Below are 14,946 nucleotides of genomic sequence, written 5' to 3'. Positions count from 1 at the left end.
ACGACGCGTCAACGCGCGGTCGGGTTTCGACGCTCCTCGACCGCTGCCGCAAGTGCGTCCAATTGCGTTGCCGTGGTATCCCAGTCGAGGCAGGCATCGGTGATCGACTGCCCGTACACCAGATCGTCACGGCGGCCGAGTTCGAGATCCTGACGCCCCGCGACCAGGAAGCTCTCGAGCATCAGACCGACGATGCCGTGTTCGCCTGCCGCGACCCGCGCTGCCACGTCGGTGACCACGTCGACCTGCTTGTTGTGGTCCTTGCGGCTGTTGCCGTGGCTGGCGTCGATGACGACTCTCTCCGGTAGGCCCGACTTTCGCAGTCGCGCAACGGTATCGGCGACCGATTCGGCGTCGTAGTTCGGACCGTCGACGCCGCCGCGCAGAATGACGTGGCAATCCGGGTTTCCGACGGTACGGATCAGAGCCGCCTGACCGTCGAGATCGGTGCCGGGGAAGACGTGGCTCGCGGCGGCAGCGCGGGTGCCGTCGACCGCGACCTGGATGTCGCCCTCGGTGGAGTTCTTGATCCCCACCGGCATCGACAACGCACTGCACAGCTGGCGGTGCACCTGACTCGCCGCCGTTCGCGCACCGATTGCGCCGTAGCTGACCAGGTCTGCGATGTACTGCGGGGTGATCGGGTCGAGGAACTCGCACCCGACCGGTAGACCGAGCGCGGAAATGTCGAGCAGCAGTTGACGTCCCACGCGCAGGCCCGAATTGATGTCGAAGCTGCCGTCGAGGTGCGGATCGTTGATCAAGCCCTTCCACCCGAGCGTCGTCCGCGGCTTCTCGAAGTAGACCCGCATGACGATGTGCAGTCGATCGCCCAGTTCGGACGCCTTGGCCGCGAGGCGTCGGGCGTAGTCGAGTGCAGCGTCGGTGTCGTGCACCGAGCACGGGCCGACCACGACGATCAGTCGATCGTCGCGACCGTCCAGCACGTCGACCACGCCGGCGCGTCCGGTTCTGACGGTGGCCGAGATCGCGTCGTCCACTGCATGGTCGCGGCGCAGCACCGACGGGGCAACCAGCGGACTGATGCTGATGGTCCGCTGATCGTCGAGAGGTGGGGTATCGAGAGAGAGTGTCATGAGAGTGCGTTCCTGTTCCCAGGCCGGCTCCTCATGCTCCACACGCACTTCGAGCCGGTCTGTATCCGGCTCGTGGGGTGGAGGGTCAGCGCATGGCGTCGCTGGCTGACCCACCCGGGGCCGGCCTGCTAAACCAGAAATACGTGCGCTGCATGAAAAGCACCGTAGCAGATTCGTCGCGGATGCATCTATGCTCGTTCCTGCAGTCGGTTCGCCAGGTGTCCATGAGGAGCCCCGAAGTTCGCCACGGCGTCGAAGCGATGCGCAGCAGTTCCGGCGCATCGCGAGAGGGAACCCGGTGAGAATCCGGGACTGTCCCGCAGCGGTATGCAGGAACGACCGCCGTCACCACAAGCACTGAAGAGGCCTCTTCGGGAAGCGACGGCCAGTAGGAGTGGGCTCTTCGTCCACGCGCCCGCGAGTCCGAATACCTGCCGTCTGTGCTGCGCACGCCGTGCGCAGCGGTTCACCGCCTCGTGGAATGGGCGCGTAACCCTGGTACGGCTGCTCGTGGGGCTCTCCGGGATGTGCGCGTCCGAGAAGGCGGTGCACCGTCGATGCAGCAGTCACCTGGAGACCAACCGTGAGTATCGAATTCACTGCCACCGTGCTCGGCTCGGCCCGTATCGGACCGAACCGAGAACTCAAGAAAGCCGTCGAATCCTATTGGGCCGGAAAGCTCGACGCCGTCGGACTCGAATCCGTGGCGCGGACGTTGCGCGAGAGCACCTGGCGAGAACTCGCAGCCGCCGGACTCGATTCCGTTCCGGTGAACACTTTTTCGTACTACGACCACATGCTCGACACAGCAGTGCTACTCGGAGCGCTGCCACCGCGAGTGATGGGACTGGGCACCGAACTGGACCGGTATTTCGCGGCAGCACGCGGGACCGACGCCGTCGCACCGCTCGAGATGACCAAGTGGTTCGACACCAACTACCACTATCTCGTCCCGGAGATCTCCCCCGACACCACCTTCTCCCTGCACTCGGAGAAAGTAGTGGACGATCTGAAGCAGGCTGTTGCGCTGGGCATTTCGGCGCGACCAGTGATCATCGGACCGGTCACGTTCCTGCTCCTGTCCAAGGCAGTCGGCGGCAACGCACCTCTGCTGGACCGCCTCGACGAGATTCTGCCGCTGTACGGCGAGCTGCTGACGACACTCGCCCATGCCGGAGCCGAGTGGGTCCAGATCGACGAACCTGCGCTCGTGGCCGATCGCACTCGGAGCGAGATCGACGCCGCGAAGAAGGCCTACGACTTTCTGAGTGCAGTGTCGACGAGGCCTGCCATATTGCTGGCGTCGTACTTCGGTGACCTCGGCGCTGCGCTACCCGTGCTCGCATCGACCGGAGTCGAGGGATTCTCGATCGACCTGACGGTGCCGGGCACCGTCGAGCAGGTTGCCGTGGTACCTGCGCTGGCAGGCAAGCACATCGTCGCGGGCATCGTGGACGGTCGCAACATCTGGCGGACGGATCTCGACCGGGCACTTGCAACGTCGGCGAGCCTGCTGGGCAGCGCGGGCACGCTTGCAGTGTCGAGTTCGTGCTCGCTGCTGCATGTTCCGTACACCCTCGACGGAGAGACCGACATCGTCGATCCGCTCCGGTCGTGGTTGGCGTTCGGCGCCGAGAAGGTTGCCGAGGTGACACTCCTCGCCCGGGCGCTTCGAGACGGGACCGAATCGGTCTCATCCGAGCTCGAGCGGGCCCGCACCGCACTCGAGAGCCGTCGCACCGATCCGCGCCTGCACGACTCGGTCATCCGAGCACGCATGGAGGCGGGTGTCTCCGTCGACCGAACCCCGGCCGAGGAGCGTCGTCGAGCACAGGCCGAGCGGCTGGACCTGCCGTCGTTGCCGACGACCACCATCGGTTCGTATCCGCAGACCACGCAGATACGACTCGCTCGGGCAGCCCTGCGCACAGGTGAGATCGACGACGCCGAATACGCATCCCGGATGCAGTCCGAGATCGCCGATGTCGTTGCACTGCAGGAGAAGATCGGACTCGACGTGCTGGTGCACGGTGAGCCCGAGCGAAACGACATGGTGCAGTACTTCGCCGAACAGCTCAGCGGCTTCGCAGCGACGTCCAACGGCTGGGTCCAGTCGTACGGAACTCGGTGTGTTCGGCCGCCGATTCTGTACGGCGACGTCTCGCGTCCCGAACCCATGACCGTGAAGTGGTCGGAGTATGCGCAGTCGCTCACCGACAAGCCTGTCAAGGGAATGCTGACCGGCCCGGTGACGATTCTGGCGTGGTCGTTCGTCCGAGACGATCGACCGCTGGCCGAGTCCGCGGACCAGATCGCCCTGGCGATCCGGGACGAGACGATCGATCTGGAGGCAGCGGGCATTCGCATCGTCCAGGTGGACGAGCCTGCCCTTCGCGAGCTGCTACCGCTGCGTGCGAAAGATACAGCGGCGTATCTGGAATGGGCGGTGCGATCGTTCAAGATCTCGACGTCCGGTGTCGCCCACGACACGCAGATTCACACGCATCTGTGCTACTCGGAGTTCGGTGAGATCATCGACGCGATCGTCGCCCTGGACGCAGACGTGACGTCCATCGAGGCGGCTCGCTCGCACATGGAGGTGCTCGACGACCTGAACTCCGTCGGCTTCGACCTCGGCGTCGGCCCCGGTGTGTACGACATCCACTCACCGCGGGTACCGAGTGTCGAGGAGATCACCGAGTCTCTGCGCGCGGCACTGAAAGCCGTTCCCGCCGAACGACTCTGGGTCAATCCCGACTGCGGACTCAAGACCCGCGGGCCGGCCGAGGTGGAACGGTCACTGACGAACATGGTGCAGGCGGCGGCCGCGCTGCGCTGACACCGGGTGAGCGGAACTTCGGCCCCTGCTACGAAGTTCCGCTCACTTCGTTCGCGAGGTACAGGCTAGGCTTACCTGCCTACGCCCGCCCTGTGAAAGAGAACGAAGTGAAACGTCTACTGCTGGCCACCACGATCGCCGCGGTCACCGCACTGACCACCGTTGCCTGTGGCGGCACCGCCGAGCAGACGGCCACGCCTTCCACCAGCACCGAAGCGACCACCGGCGACGCCGTGACGGACGCACCAGGACCGACCGGCATCCCCGACGGCATGGGTTCGGGTGCCGCGGACGGAGTGTTCCCCCGCACGGTCGGCCACTTCGGCGGCTCCACCGAGATCCCCGCCGAACCGAAGAAGATCGTCGTGATCGCCACCGGCCAGCTCGACGCGGCCCTCACTCTGGGCGTCGTACCCACCGGAGTCGCCTACGGCGACGGAGCCGCACTGGTCCCGGACTACATCAGTTTCTCGTTCCCTCAGTACGCAGATCGGATGGACCGGTTCGTCGACGTCGGCAACCGGCAGGAAGTCGACATCGAGGCCATCGCCGCCATCGAACCCGACCTCATCCTGGCGAACAAGGCAGGCTCCGAGGACATCTACTCGACGCTGTCGACCATCGCGCCGACCGTACTCACCGAGGGCACCGGAGTGAACTGGAAGCAGGACTTCCTGCTTCTCGCCGACGCGTTGGGCCGTACCGAGCAAGCACAGACCTTCGTCGACACCTTCACGTCCGACGCTGCGGCACTGGGCGATTCGGTTGCCGGCGGCGGCACACCCACGGTCTCCTTCGTCCGCTTCACCGCGGATCGGGCACGCGTGTTCGGCATCCCGTCGTTTGCGGGATACATCGCCTGGGACGCCGGACTGGCCCGACCGGAAAGCCAGCAGTTCGACAAGACCTCGCAGGACTTCAGCGAGGAGGAGATCCAGCTCGCGAACGCCGATTGGGTGTTCGTCTCCAGCCAGGATGCCGAAGCCGATTCGAGCGCCGCGTCGTACACCACCAATCCGCTGTGGACCGGAATGAGCGCGGCCACCGAGAACCACATCGTCCGAGTCGACGACGACCCGTGGTACCTCAACGCAGGCCCGACGGCGGCAACCATCGTGCTCGACGGCCTGAAGGACGCCCTGCAGGGCTGACACCAGGTGAGTGGAACCTCGAAGCAGACCACGAGGTTTCGCTCACATCCGCCAGATAGGTTGCGTACAACTTAACCGTGTACTACAGTTCTTGGAGTGACCAACGAACTCGCACTCGACCGTCAGGTGTGCTTCGCGCTGTACTCCGCATCGCGGGCTACCACCGCGGTGTATCGCCCGATGCTCGAGGAGCTCGGGGTCACGTACCCGCAGTACCTCGTACTGCTGGTGCTGTGGGAACAGGACGGGCGCGGCGTCAAGGACATCTGCGCCGAACTCGACCTGGACACCGGCACCCTGTCGCCGATGCTCAAGCGGCTCGAAGGTCTCGGATTCATCGAGCGTCGACGACTGAGCACCGACGAACGCCGCGTCGAAATCCACCTCACCGAGACCGGTAGCGCCATGCGCGCGAAGGCACTCGACCTCCCACGCAAACTGGCCGAGAAGACCGGCATGGGAATCGACGATCTCGTCAAGCTCAAGGAATCGCTCGACGCATTGACGAGCGCTCTGCATCACACCGATTCGCGCACGACAGAAGGAGAATCATGAAGACCATCTACACCGCCGAAGCTCTCGCGACCGGAGAGGGCCGCAACGGCCACGCCCGCACCTCCGACGGACGTCTCGATCTCGACCTCGCCATCCCGGAGGCCATGGGCGGCAGCGGCAACGGCACCAACCCCGAGCAGCTCTTCGCCGCCGGCTATGCCGCCTGCTTCCACTCCGCACTGCAGATGGTGGCGCGCCAGGACAAGGCCGACGTCACCGATTCGGCCGTCGGCGCTCGCGTCGACATCGGACCCAACGACGCGGGCGGCTTCCAGCTCGCCGTCACCCTCGAGGTGACGCTGCCGAACCTGAGCCGCGAGGACGCCCAGACCCTGGCCGACAAGGCCCACCAGGTCTGCCCGTACTCCAACGCCACCCGCGGCAACATCGACGTCACCGTCACCGTCACCGAAGACGAGTAAGAGGAAACACCATGAAGGCACACGAAATTCACCTCGCGTCCCGCCCAGAAGGCTGGCCGACCGAAGACAACTTTCGCGCGGAGGTCGTCGAACTCCCCGAACTCGCGGACGGGCAGATCCTCGTCCGCAACATCGTGATGTCGGTCGATCCGTACATGCGTGGTCGGATGAACGACGTGAAGTCGTACGTCCCGCCGTTCCAGATCGACGCCCCGCTCGACGGCGGTGCCGTCGGCGAGATCGTCGAATCCAAGGCCAAGGGTTTCGCCGTCGGCGACGCCGTTCTGCACGGTAAGGGCTGGCGAGATCTCGCCGTCGTTCCGGCGAAGGGTGCGAGCAAGGTCGACCTGTCTGCCGCGAAGGCGTCCGCATACCTCAGTGCGCTCGGAATGACCGGCACGACGGCGTACGCAGGCCTCACCGAGGTCGCCTCGTTCAAGGAGGGCGACGTCGTGTTCGTGTCCGGCGCTGCCGGCGCCGTCGGGTCGCTCGTCGGACAGATCGCCAAGGCGCTCGGCGCATCTCGGGTCATCGGCAGTGCCGGATCTCCGGCGAAAGTCGCCCGCCTGCTCGAGCTCGGTTTCGACGCGGCATTCGATTACCACGACGGCCCGGTCGCCCAGCAGCTCCGCAAGGCGGCACCGGACGGCATCGACGTGTACTTCGACAACGTCGGCGGCGAGCATCTCGAAGCCGCCATCGGTTCGATGAACAAGTACGGCCGAATTGCCATGTGTGGAGCCATCGCTCAGTACAACTCCACCGAGCCGACGCCCGCACCGCGCAATCTCGCTCTGGCCATCGGCAAGGAGCTGACGCTCAAGGGATTCATCGTCGGTTCGTACGCGCACCTCACCGAGGAATTCCGCGCGAAGATGACCCAGTGGTTGGACAGCGGCGCAATCGAATTCGACGAGACAGTCGTCGACGGTCTCGACAACGCTCCCTCTGCGTTCATCGGACTCATGAAGGGCGAGAACACCGGCAAAATGGTCGTCACCATCTGAGTCGGACCCGAAAGGTTCTACCGCAGTCCACACCCCGGTCGGGAATTCCGACCGGGGTGTTTCCATGTTCCACCGATTAGAGTCGATGCATGCCCGCCGCTCCCCTGCCGTTGCGCGACGGCCTCGACCCCACACGGGTACGGATGCCCGACACGTCGAGCGGGATCACCGTGCTCGATTATCTGCGCGCCCGGTTCCCCCAGGACGCGGCCAGGCTGACCGAGAAGGTCGCCGGCGGCGAGATCGTCGACGCGGTAGGCGCACCCATCGATTCGACGACGGTCGCGAGACCGCGAGCGGACATCTACCTCTACCGAGACCCACCGGTGGAGCCGACGGTGCCGTTCTCCCTCGACGTCCTGCATCGCGACGAGAATCTACTGGTGGTCGACAAGCCGCACTTTCTGGCCACCACTCCGCGCGGTGCCTACGTCGCGCGGTCTGCCCTCGTCCTGCTCCGACGCCGGTTCGACCTGCCCGAGCTCAGCCCGGCGCACCGTCTGGACAGGCTCACCGCCGGGGTTCTGGTGTTCACCGTGCGACAGCAGGCCCGCCGGCCGTACCAGGAGCTGTTCGCTCAACGCACGATCACCAAGCAGTACGACGCGATCGCTCCACTCGCACGGGACCTCGAACTCCCGTTGACGGTACGCAGCCGAATCATCAAGGAGCGCGGCGTTCTCCAGGCACGCGAGGTACCCGGCGAGCCCAACGCCGAGACACTCGTCGAGCTCGTGGACACGCTCGGAGCCCACGGCCTGTATCGATTGCATCCTCGAACCGGCAAGACTCATCAACTTCGAGTTCACCTGTGCTCGTTGGGGATTCCGATCGTCGGGGACAATTTCTACCCCGAGTTCCGAGATGTCGCCGACGACGACTACTCCGACCCGCTCCGCTTGCTGGCACGCTCGATCGAATTCGTCGATCCGCTCAGCGGCCTGGTTCGACGGTTCGAGAGCAATCGGAGTCTGGATCCACCTGCTTCACAGCAGATTCGGCCGTGATATCGGCGATCTCGGCGGTACGGACCGTGATGCGATGCGAGATGACTGCGAGTGCGAACAGTCCGATCGCGACGTTCACCAGCGCGGCGAATCCCTCCTGAGCGAAGTCCACGAGCGCGTTGAGCAGAGTGAATATCAACGCGGACACGCGGAGTGTGCGCAGAGGCCAGAGCGGGCCCCGAGTGCGCAACCACAGCATCGCCGGTAGCGCCGTGGCGAAGGTGAGGCAGGCACTGACGAACAGGATCCCGCTTGCGATCCCCATTCCGTCGATGTCGATCGTCAGGTCGCGCCGATCGATGTGCAGCTCCCCGATGACGAGTTCGACGATCCCGAACACCACCCCGGCCCCGGAGATCAGAACCAACCCCCAGCCGACGACGGGAATCCACCGGGCGCTGGTGAAGAAGGCGGGAATCAGCCGGGGAACAGCGTTCCGCAGCGAGTGGGTACGCGACGTCGACAGACGACAGCGACCGAGCAACAGTCTGATTCCGGCCACGGTGTCCGCGTCGGCACCCTCCGCCTCGGCCCGCGTGACCATCCGTAGCGCCCAGTCGCGTCGATGCTCGGGGAGGCCGTGCGCGACGCCGTCTGCGGCGATGGCAGCCGCGTTGGCCAGCGATTCGTCGACCGAGGGGCGGCGGAACTCCCGGACGATCCTGCTGAACACCAACAGCAGGACCACCAGGACGTACATGATCTCCGACGAGGGTCCGTAGAAGTAGTCGTTGTCCTTGGTGACGAACTTGCCGACTTCGTCGAGGAACAGCCCGAATCCGATCCCACCGAGCAGCACGGTGAACACCCGAACGCCGAACCCGATGAACATCCACCCGATCAGCAGAGCGAACATCATCGCCGCTCCGCCGTACAGGGCGTGAGCGATGTGGAGCGATTTACCACCCACCTGGGGGTAGTGGGTCAACTCCAGGTACGCCCTGGTGATCAGAATCGTCGCAATGGCGACGACCATGAACGCCTCGGATGCGGGACTTCCGTAGGCATCGCGGATCATGCCTCGGCGATGTGTGGTCCCCGAACGACCGGTCATCGATCGAGTATGTGCCGTCTGCCGTCGTTCACGGGCGGTTTTCGCACGTCATTGTTTCCGGGGTTGACAAATTTGGTTGCCGAAACTGCAATGGTGGCATGGACGAATCGAACACGAGTCTGGACGAGGTCATCGCAGGCCTCGGTCCCCGCCTCAAGCGCATCAGGATGGAGAAGAACACCACCCTGGCATCGCTGTCCGACACCACCGGAATTTCGATCAGCACACTGTCGAGACTCGAGTCCGGTGACCGCAAGCCCAGCCTCGAGTTGCTCTGGCCCATCGCTCGCGCCCATCAGATGAAACTCGACGATCTGGTGACTGCGCCGCCCGTAGCGGACCCTCGGGTGCGCACCACGGCCACCGTTCGCGAACACGTGACGATCCTTCCCCTGACGCTGCGTCCTGGCGGCCTGCAGGCGTACAAACTTCTGGTCCGACCCGAGGACTCCGAGCCTCGCCCAAGAACGCACGAAGGGTACGAGTGGCTCTACGTCCTGGACGGCACCCTTCGCCTCATTCTCGGCGAGCACGATCTGACGATGAAGGCCGGTGAGGCAGCCGAATTCGACACTCGTGTGCCGCACTGGTTCGGTGCCGTCGGAAACCGGCCCGTCGAGCTTCTGAGCCTGTTCGGACCCCAGGGCGAGAGGATGCACGTGCGGGCGAAACCGACGGTATGAAATGTCATGTCCGTGTGAGACAGTGAAGCCCGCTCGACGCCAGGATCCACTTCGGTCATCCGCACCGACCACAACATCTCGAGGAAAAAGATGACCGACAGACTGCCCGAATCGCCTGCATCTCGCACACACGTGGACATCGCAACCGGAGTGCTCATCGGGATCCACGGTGGATCCGTCGCCGACGCCATCGACGAGCTGTTCACGACCGCGAGAAATCACCGGGTCAGTCTGTTCGAGCTCTCACGCACGCTCATCACCGTCGCGGAGGGCCGCGACATCGAGCGATCGTCGGCCACCGATGCGGTGTACGAGGTGTGGGGCTCGGCGCTCGGCCGTCGGGGCGCAGAGGCGACCTTCGGCTTGGTCACCGATTCCGCAGCTGTCTGATCCAGCCGAGAGCTAGCCGCGAACGGATGGATCGCTGCGCAGCTCCGGAAAGCGCGCCGTCATCGCATCGACGTGTCGGTACATTTCGTAGAGCTCGGTTCGAAGCGTCGACGCCTCGGACTCGAACGCTCGGGCCTTGGATTCGGCGCGATCCGCGCGAGCTCGAAATGCCTTGGATTGGGCCCGCTCGATGGATGCCGAACACGTCTCGATGTGTTCGGCGAGTCCTCTCGCGAACACCCTCGCCTGCTCGAGGTTGACGGCATAGTTGTCGTCTCGCGGAGCCGGTGACGGCGCGCCGTTCGCTGTGCCCATGAAAACTCGTCACCCTCGATCGTCGGCCGGAATTTCTTTCGCGACTCTACGCTCGGCGTCGGATACTTCGTCCGTGAACCGGCGTCACCCGAAGACGAGTGCCAGGACCACCGATGCCGAGGTGGCAGCAATGGCGATGACGATGGTCGCCGCTATCGCGCGCTGCCGCACGGAGCGGTAGCTCGCGCCCGTCCGAGCACCGTCGACATCGGCATCGTCGGAATCGCCGTCCACGTCGTAGAAGTCGTCGGAATCAAGACCGTCCTCGTCGAAGTAGACGACGTCTCGCGGCGGCACCCATTGCTGGCCGTTGGCCTCGATCGCGGCTCCGAGCCGCGCCAGCCGTATCCGAGCGCGGGTGGGATACCAATCGGAGGGCGCGTGGATGGGCAGGGCCTGCGCCATCGTCAGGGGCGATCTGTACTGCTTTTGCAGGGCGGCGAACGCAGCGGACGCCGTGGGATCGTCGTCGGACTTGTCGGTGAGGAACCACGCCGCTCCGGCCGCCGCACGATCGCCGAGCACCAGATACGTGTACGCGAGCAATTCGAGGATGCCGGGCGACGTCGGGTTACGAACCAAGGCACCGACCAGCCGATCTCGAGCAGCGATGCTGTCTCCGCGCGCAAGATCCTCCTGCGCTCGATCGATCACGTCCACGCGTCGACAATAACTCGTGCACACGAAAAAGCCCCTGCCGGCCAACCGGAAGGGGCTTTCATCGTGCTTGTCGATCCAACACCGTGGTGGCCAGGGCCGGGATCGAACCGGCGACCTTCCGCTTTTCAGGCGGACGCTCGTACCAACTGAGCTACCTGGCCGGGCGGCACCGGTGAAACAATGCCATCGCAATGTCGGTACTTCCGTACCGATGTTGCGACCCTGACGGGACTCGAACCCGCGACCTCCGCCGTGACAGGGCGGCGCGCTAACCAACTGCGCCACAGGGCCTTGCTGTTGTTGCCGCGCTATTTCTAGCGCAGTAACTCTCCGAACTGCAAATCCGCATCTCGCCGTGAAGCGAGAAGAAGAATGCTGTACTGCCGACCGGATTGTCAATCCGATCTTTTCCTACGTACCCCCTACGGGATTCGAACCCGCGCTACCGCCTTGAAAGGGCGGCGTCCTAGGCCGCTAGACGAAGGGGGCCCGCCGAACTGCTTCGACGTTACCCTCAACGGCGTTCCGTTGGGAGCTGGGATAGCTTAGGACACTTTCGCTGTAAATCTCAAACCGGCAGGTCAGAGGCGGTTTTCGCACAGTTTTCGCCGTAGTGCTCCCACCCGTGCAGTTTGAATTCCGCGAGCCAACGCTCCGACGCCATGGCGAGCAGTACGACTTCCACGGACTCCTCGAAACGCTCGCGCAGATCCGCGTTGTCGGCCACCAGATCCGACATGTAGCGCTGACCCGCCATCGACGCGGCGAGCACTCGCACGAACTTGGCCGCATCGAACTCCGGCTTCAGGTCGCCCATCGCCAGCGCACGCTCGGCCTGAGCGAGCCCCTGAGCGCCCCAGACACGACCGCCACCCGAATGAACCTCCGCATAGAACTCCGGCTCGACGATCAGCCGGAACTCGGCGCGCACGATCACGTCGTTCTGGAAGTTCTGCGCGATGTCGTCCACGATCCCGCGTACGACGTAGAACGGATGTGCGGTGGTGTCCGCCCACTTCTCCGTGATGGCGACGTACCGATCCAGTCCCGCTCCGAGCACAGCTCGGGCCAGATCTTCCTTCGACTGGAAATGGAAGTACATCGCACCCTTGGTGGCATTGGAGCCCTCCAAGATGGTGTTGACGGATGCCGCTGCGTATCCACGCTTGGCGAACTCCGCCGCCGCCGCCTCTACGATGGCCGCCCGGGTCCGCCGTGCGCGCTCTTGTTGTGCCATTTACTCCGTGCCTCCGAGCCCCAAGCGCCCTGCGTATCCGCAGGTAGTACAGATAGAGAGTACTTCACCCGAACGACATACGAGTCGACTCACCTACGGTTCGCTTCGACACACACACCCGACCGAAAAATCGGTTAGGCAACCGAAACAAGCCGGATGGTATGATCTGCGCGGCTCGAGTGCGCTGCAGGGGGTGCGCACTCGAGCCGCTTTCTATCGGGCCCGCAACCGCAGGCGAACCAGCACTTCGTCGGACCTTCCTGGACCGAATCGCGCGCCGATCGACTCACCTTCGCCGTTGCCCGAGCCGCGGACGAGTTCCCCGAACCTGACGGTCGACACACCGTCCACGCCACCGCGGGAACCCAACCTGCATTCGGTTGAAAACCGAATTACATTTCGCGGTAACGCATCTCGAGTCCCGATTGTTTCGCTTTGCTCGTTAGCGTTTCAAATCTACTGCTCACCAACCGAATACACCGAGACGGTCGAGGACCATCGGCCAAATCCATTGCCCGATAAACGATATGAGAAAGACCGGTCGGTAACGTTTTCGACACGTTCCCAGCCTTGCCCCGAGATCGCGTCCGTCCTGAATTACTGTGAAATGCATCACGTCGGGAGTTCTGCCGATCGGAAGCGAGTGACTGCCATGAAGGTATCGATCCGCGCATGTCGTTCCATCACAACCTTGTTCGCGGTGGGCGTGCTCGCTCTGTCGACAACCGGCACCGCGGCCGCAGATCCCCTGGGCAACTTCGTGGCCCCCGTCGCCGATCCGGCTCTGTATCTACCCACCCCGCTGGGCGAGCCCTGGTTCGATCCACCCGCAGGCTACGAACAGCAACCTCCCGGAGCGGTGCTGGCGACCCGACGGGTGACCGTCGGACCTCTGTTCACGCCGGTCGTCTCGACCCAAATCCTGTTCCGTACCAACGATTCCAAGGATCGTCCGGTCGCGGGTGTCACTACGGTCATCGTGCCCTCGGCCCCATGGACGGGACCCGGGAGTCGGCCGGTGGTCGCGTACAACATGGCCATCGACTCACTCGGAAACACCTGCGCTCCGTCGTGGACCCTCCCCCGCGGCATTGCACCGGAGATCGTCCCGGTGCAGTCGTTCCTGGCGAAGAACTATGCCGTCGTCGTCACCGATCATCAGGGGCCGCGGCAGGGATACGCGGCCGGACCGATGGCGGGCCACGCCATCCTGGACGCCCTCCGCGCGATGGTGAAACTGCCCGAACTGGGCCTGCCTGCGGAGTCTCCGATCGCCGCGACGGGATATTCCGGCGGTGCCATCGCGTCCGGATGGGCCGCGCAGCTGGCTCCCACCTACGCCCCGGACGTGAATCTCGTCGGCGTGGCGTTCGGCGGTGCACCCACCGACTACCGCATTCTGCTGCGTTCTCTCAACGGAACGGTGGGGTCGACACTGTTCCTGTCGGCCACGCTCGGAGTCGCCCGAGAGTATCCCGAGATGTTCTCGTTGATGAACGCCAACGGTCTGCGCTTGGCCACCATCGCCAAGGACATGTGCATCTATCTGACCGCACCGGGCGGCCTGGTGGCACCCATCCCGGCACAGGCGCTGTCGGACATTCCGAACGTGGACCGGACACCGATCGCCGAACAGATCATCGCGTCGACCCGCATGGGTGGAGACAAGACACCGACCGTCCCCGTCTTCATCTATCACGGACAACAGGAGTTCTGGATTCCCAAGGAGGGAGCCGAGACCCTCTACGACGAATGGTGCGCTCAGGGTGCGAACGTGAGACTCGAGGAGTATCTCGGTGAGCACCTGATCGTCGCACTCAGCGGCATTCCGGGCGCGTACGCCTGGATCGACGACCGCCTGGCCGGTATTCCGGTACCGAGCGGGTGCAGCAGCTTCGGACGTTGACCGGTCGGCACCACTGCCGGGGGTACTGCCCGCCGGCGCTGCGCGGCCCATTACACTTTCGAGCCGCGCCCCTATAGCTCAGTTGGTAGAGCTACGGACTTTTAATCCGCAGGTCGTAGGTTCGAGTCCTACTGGGGGCACCACACACCGTCCTGGTAACAGTGATCACACCTGTCCGGAACGTACACTCGGAAGTAACGATCGGCCGAGACAGAGCGACGTGCAGGGGGAACTGCAGCGTTCGTGAACTCGCGAAGGCCGGCCGGAGGATCGGCGCTCCGGGGGCACGTCGCGTCGATCGACACCGAACATCACGACCGCCGGAACAGCAAGTGAACAGGCGCAACGAGGTTCACACCGAACCTACGGTGCCGTAAGCTGGACCGGTCGTACGCAATCTATGGAGGCGATCTAATGGCGAGGGATCTGACACAGCTCGAGCTTCTGCAAGAGCTGGTGCCCACTGCCGAGGACAATGTGAACCGTCACATCACGATGGCGCGGGAGTGGCACCCTCACGACTACGTCCCGTGGGACGAAGGTCGCAACTTCGCCGCACTCGGCGGCCAGGACTACGACCCGGAGCAGTCCAAGCTCTCCGACGTCGCACAGGCCGCGATGAT

Annotated in this window: 15 protein-coding genes, 4 tRNA genes and 1 riboswitch; of the genes, 11 read left to right on the top strand and 8 right to left on the bottom strand. The window is 64.3% G+C overall.

The window, feature by feature from the left end:
* Positions 1-8 precede the first annotated feature (8 nt).
* Positions 9-1,097, bottom strand: a complete 1,089-nt coding sequence (locus ABZ677_RS25680; protein ID WP_094633199.1) for a 3-deoxy-7-phosphoheptulonate synthase — start codon at positions 1,095-1,097, stop codon at positions 9-11.
* A gap of 251 nt (positions 1,098-1,348) precedes the next feature.
* Positions 1,349-1,551: riboswitch (cobalamin riboswitch) on the top strand.
* A gap of 129 nt (positions 1,552-1,680) precedes the next feature.
* Between ABZ677_RS25680 and metE the strand changes: the two genes are divergently transcribed.
* From metE to ABZ677_RS25650, 6 genes are all read left to right on the top strand, one after another.
* Positions 1,681-3,936: a 5-methyltetrahydropteroyltriglutamate--homocysteine S-methyltransferase gene (gene metE / locus ABZ677_RS25675; protein ID WP_358374519.1), complete on the top strand. Its 2,256-nt coding sequence runs from the start codon at positions 1,681-1,683 to the stop codon at positions 3,934-3,936.
* A gap of 107 nt (positions 3,937-4,043) precedes the next feature.
* Positions 4,044-5,087: an iron-siderophore ABC transporter substrate-binding protein gene (locus ABZ677_RS25670; RefSeq protein WP_037187445.1), complete on the top strand. Its 1,044-nt coding sequence runs from the start codon at positions 4,044-4,046 to the stop codon at positions 5,085-5,087.
* A 96-nt stretch (positions 5,088-5,183) separates the two neighbouring features.
* On the top strand, positions 5,184-5,642 hold the full coding sequence (locus tag ABZ677_RS25665; protein ID WP_037187447.1) for a MarR family winged helix-turn-helix transcriptional regulator: 459 nt from the start codon (positions 5,184-5,186) through the stop codon (positions 5,640-5,642).
* A complete protein-coding gene (locus ABZ677_RS25660; RefSeq protein ID WP_094633030.1) occupies positions 5,639-6,064 on the top strand; it encodes an organic hydroperoxide resistance protein in 426 nt (141 codons plus the stop codon). The genes ABZ677_RS25665 and ABZ677_RS25660 overlap by 4 nt, the downstream gene beginning before the upstream one ends.
* A gap of 11 nt (positions 6,065-6,075) precedes the next feature.
* Positions 6,076-7,071, top strand: a complete 996-nt coding sequence (locus ABZ677_RS25655) for an NADP-dependent oxidoreductase (RefSeq protein WP_358374515.1) — start codon at positions 6,076-6,078, stop codon at positions 7,069-7,071.
* An 89-nt stretch (positions 7,072-7,160) separates the two neighbouring features.
* Entirely contained in the window at positions 7,161-8,078 is a 918-nt protein-coding gene (locus ABZ677_RS25650) for a pseudouridine synthase (protein WP_037187454.1), read from the top strand.
* Here ABZ677_RS25650 and ABZ677_RS25645 read toward each other — a convergent pair.
* A complete protein-coding gene (locus tag ABZ677_RS25645; RefSeq protein ID WP_052047315.1) occupies positions 8,005-9,132 on the bottom strand; it encodes a hypothetical protein in 1,128 nt (375 codons plus the stop codon). The genes ABZ677_RS25650 and ABZ677_RS25645 overlap by 74 nt on opposite strands.
* Positions 9,133-9,230: 98 nt before the next feature.
* Here ABZ677_RS25645 and ABZ677_RS25640 point away from each other — a divergent pair, with 98 nt between their 5' ends.
* Both ABZ677_RS25640 and ABZ677_RS25635 read left to right on the top strand, forming a co-directional pair.
* Positions 9,231-9,815 (top strand): XRE family transcriptional regulator, encoded by a 585-nt coding sequence (locus tag ABZ677_RS25640; RefSeq protein WP_037187456.1) that lies wholly within the window; start codon positions 9,231-9,233, stop codon positions 9,813-9,815.
* A 90-nt stretch (positions 9,816-9,905) separates the two neighbouring features.
* Positions 9,906-10,205 (top strand): ANTAR domain-containing protein, encoded by a 300-nt coding sequence (locus tag ABZ677_RS25635; RefSeq protein WP_037187457.1) that lies wholly within the window; start codon positions 9,906-9,908, stop codon positions 10,203-10,205.
* Between the two features lie 12 nt (positions 10,206-10,217).
* Here the strand turns inward: ABZ677_RS25635 and ABZ677_RS25630 are convergent, their stop codons facing one another.
* The 6 genes from ABZ677_RS25630 to ABZ677_RS25605 all read right to left on the bottom strand — a co-directional run bounded on the left by ABZ677_RS25630 (position 10,218) and on the right by ABZ677_RS25605 (position 12,417).
* Complete coding sequence (locus ABZ677_RS25630; protein ID WP_037187459.1) at positions 10,218-10,520, bottom strand: hypothetical protein; 303 nt, start codon at positions 10,518-10,520, stop codon at positions 10,218-10,220.
* 84 nt (positions 10,521-10,604) lie between these two features.
* Entirely contained in the window at positions 10,605-11,180 is a 576-nt protein-coding gene (locus tag ABZ677_RS25625) for a DUF6584 family protein (protein ID WP_358374509.1), read from the bottom strand.
* Between the two features lie 84 nt (positions 11,181-11,264).
* A tRNA-Phe gene (locus ABZ677_RS25620) sits at positions 11,265-11,341 on the bottom strand.
* A gap of 56 nt (positions 11,342-11,397) precedes the next feature.
* Positions 11,398-11,471: transfer RNA gene (locus tag ABZ677_RS25615), tRNA-Asp, on the bottom strand.
* A gap of 125 nt (positions 11,472-11,596) precedes the next feature.
* A tRNA-Glu gene (locus ABZ677_RS25610) sits at positions 11,597-11,669 on the bottom strand.
* 79 nt (positions 11,670-11,748) lie between these two features.
* On the bottom strand, positions 11,749-12,417 hold the full coding sequence (locus ABZ677_RS25605) for a TetR/AcrR family transcriptional regulator (protein ID WP_037187463.1): 669 nt from the start codon (positions 12,415-12,417) through the stop codon (positions 11,749-11,751).
* A 652-nt stretch (positions 12,418-13,069) separates the two neighbouring features.
* Between ABZ677_RS25605 and ABZ677_RS25600 the strand changes: the two genes are divergently transcribed.
* From ABZ677_RS25600 to ABZ677_RS25590, 3 genes are all read left to right on the top strand, one after another.
* Entirely contained in the window at positions 13,070-14,323 is a 1,254-nt protein-coding gene (locus ABZ677_RS25600; protein ID WP_358374505.1) for a lipase family protein, read from the top strand.
* Between the two features lie 67 nt (positions 14,324-14,390).
* Positions 14,391-14,466: transfer RNA gene (locus ABZ677_RS25595), tRNA-Lys, on the top strand.
* A gap of 271 nt (positions 14,467-14,737) precedes the next feature.
* Positions 14,738-14,946: acyl-ACP desaturase (locus tag ABZ677_RS25590; protein WP_358374502.1), on the top strand; the 209-nt coding region annotated here is incomplete at its 3' end.

Origin of the sequence: Rhodococcus sp. NPDC006774 (assembly GCF_040636045.1) — a bacterium.
GTDB lineage: Bacteria > Actinomycetota > Actinomycetes > Mycobacteriales > Mycobacteriaceae > Rhodococcoides.
Note: the sequence above shows the minus strand (reverse complement) of the source record. Positions and strands in the feature narration are given on the sequence as shown.

Coding starts and splice junctions, on each gene's coding strand:
- ABZ677_RS25645 (WP_052047315.1), bottom strand. CDS start 9,132: ATGACCGGTCGTTCGGGGACCACACATCGCCGAGGCATGATCCGCGAT.
- ABZ677_RS25650 (WP_037187454.1), top strand. CDS start 7,161: ATGCCCGCCGCTCCCCTGCCGTTGCGCGACGGCCTCGACCCCACACGG.
- ABZ677_RS25655 (WP_358374515.1), top strand. CDS start 6,076: ATGAAGGCACACGAAATTCACCTCGCGTCCCGCCCAGAAGGCTGGCCG.
- ABZ677_RS25660 (WP_094633030.1), top strand. CDS start 5,639: ATGAAGACCATCTACACCGCCGAAGCTCTCGCGACCGGAGAGGGCCGC.
- ABZ677_RS25605 (WP_037187463.1), bottom strand. CDS start 12,417: ATGGCACAACAAGAGCGCGCACGGCGGACCCGGGCGGCCATCGTAGAG.
- ABZ677_RS25680 (WP_094633199.1), bottom strand. CDS start 1,097: ATGACACTCTCTCTCGATACCCCACCTCTCGACGATCAGCGGACCATC.
- ABZ677_RS25600 (WP_358374505.1), top strand. CDS start 13,070: ATGAAGGTATCGATCCGCGCATGTCGTTCCATCACAACCTTGTTCGCG.
- ABZ677_RS25635 (WP_037187457.1), top strand. CDS start 9,906: ATGACCGACAGACTGCCCGAATCGCCTGCATCTCGCACACACGTGGAC.
- ABZ677_RS25640 (WP_037187456.1), top strand. CDS start 9,231: ATGGACGAATCGAACACGAGTCTGGACGAGGTCATCGCAGGCCTCGGT.
- ABZ677_RS25630 (WP_037187459.1), bottom strand. CDS start 10,520: ATGGGCACAGCGAACGGCGCGCCGTCACCGGCTCCGCGAGACGACAAC.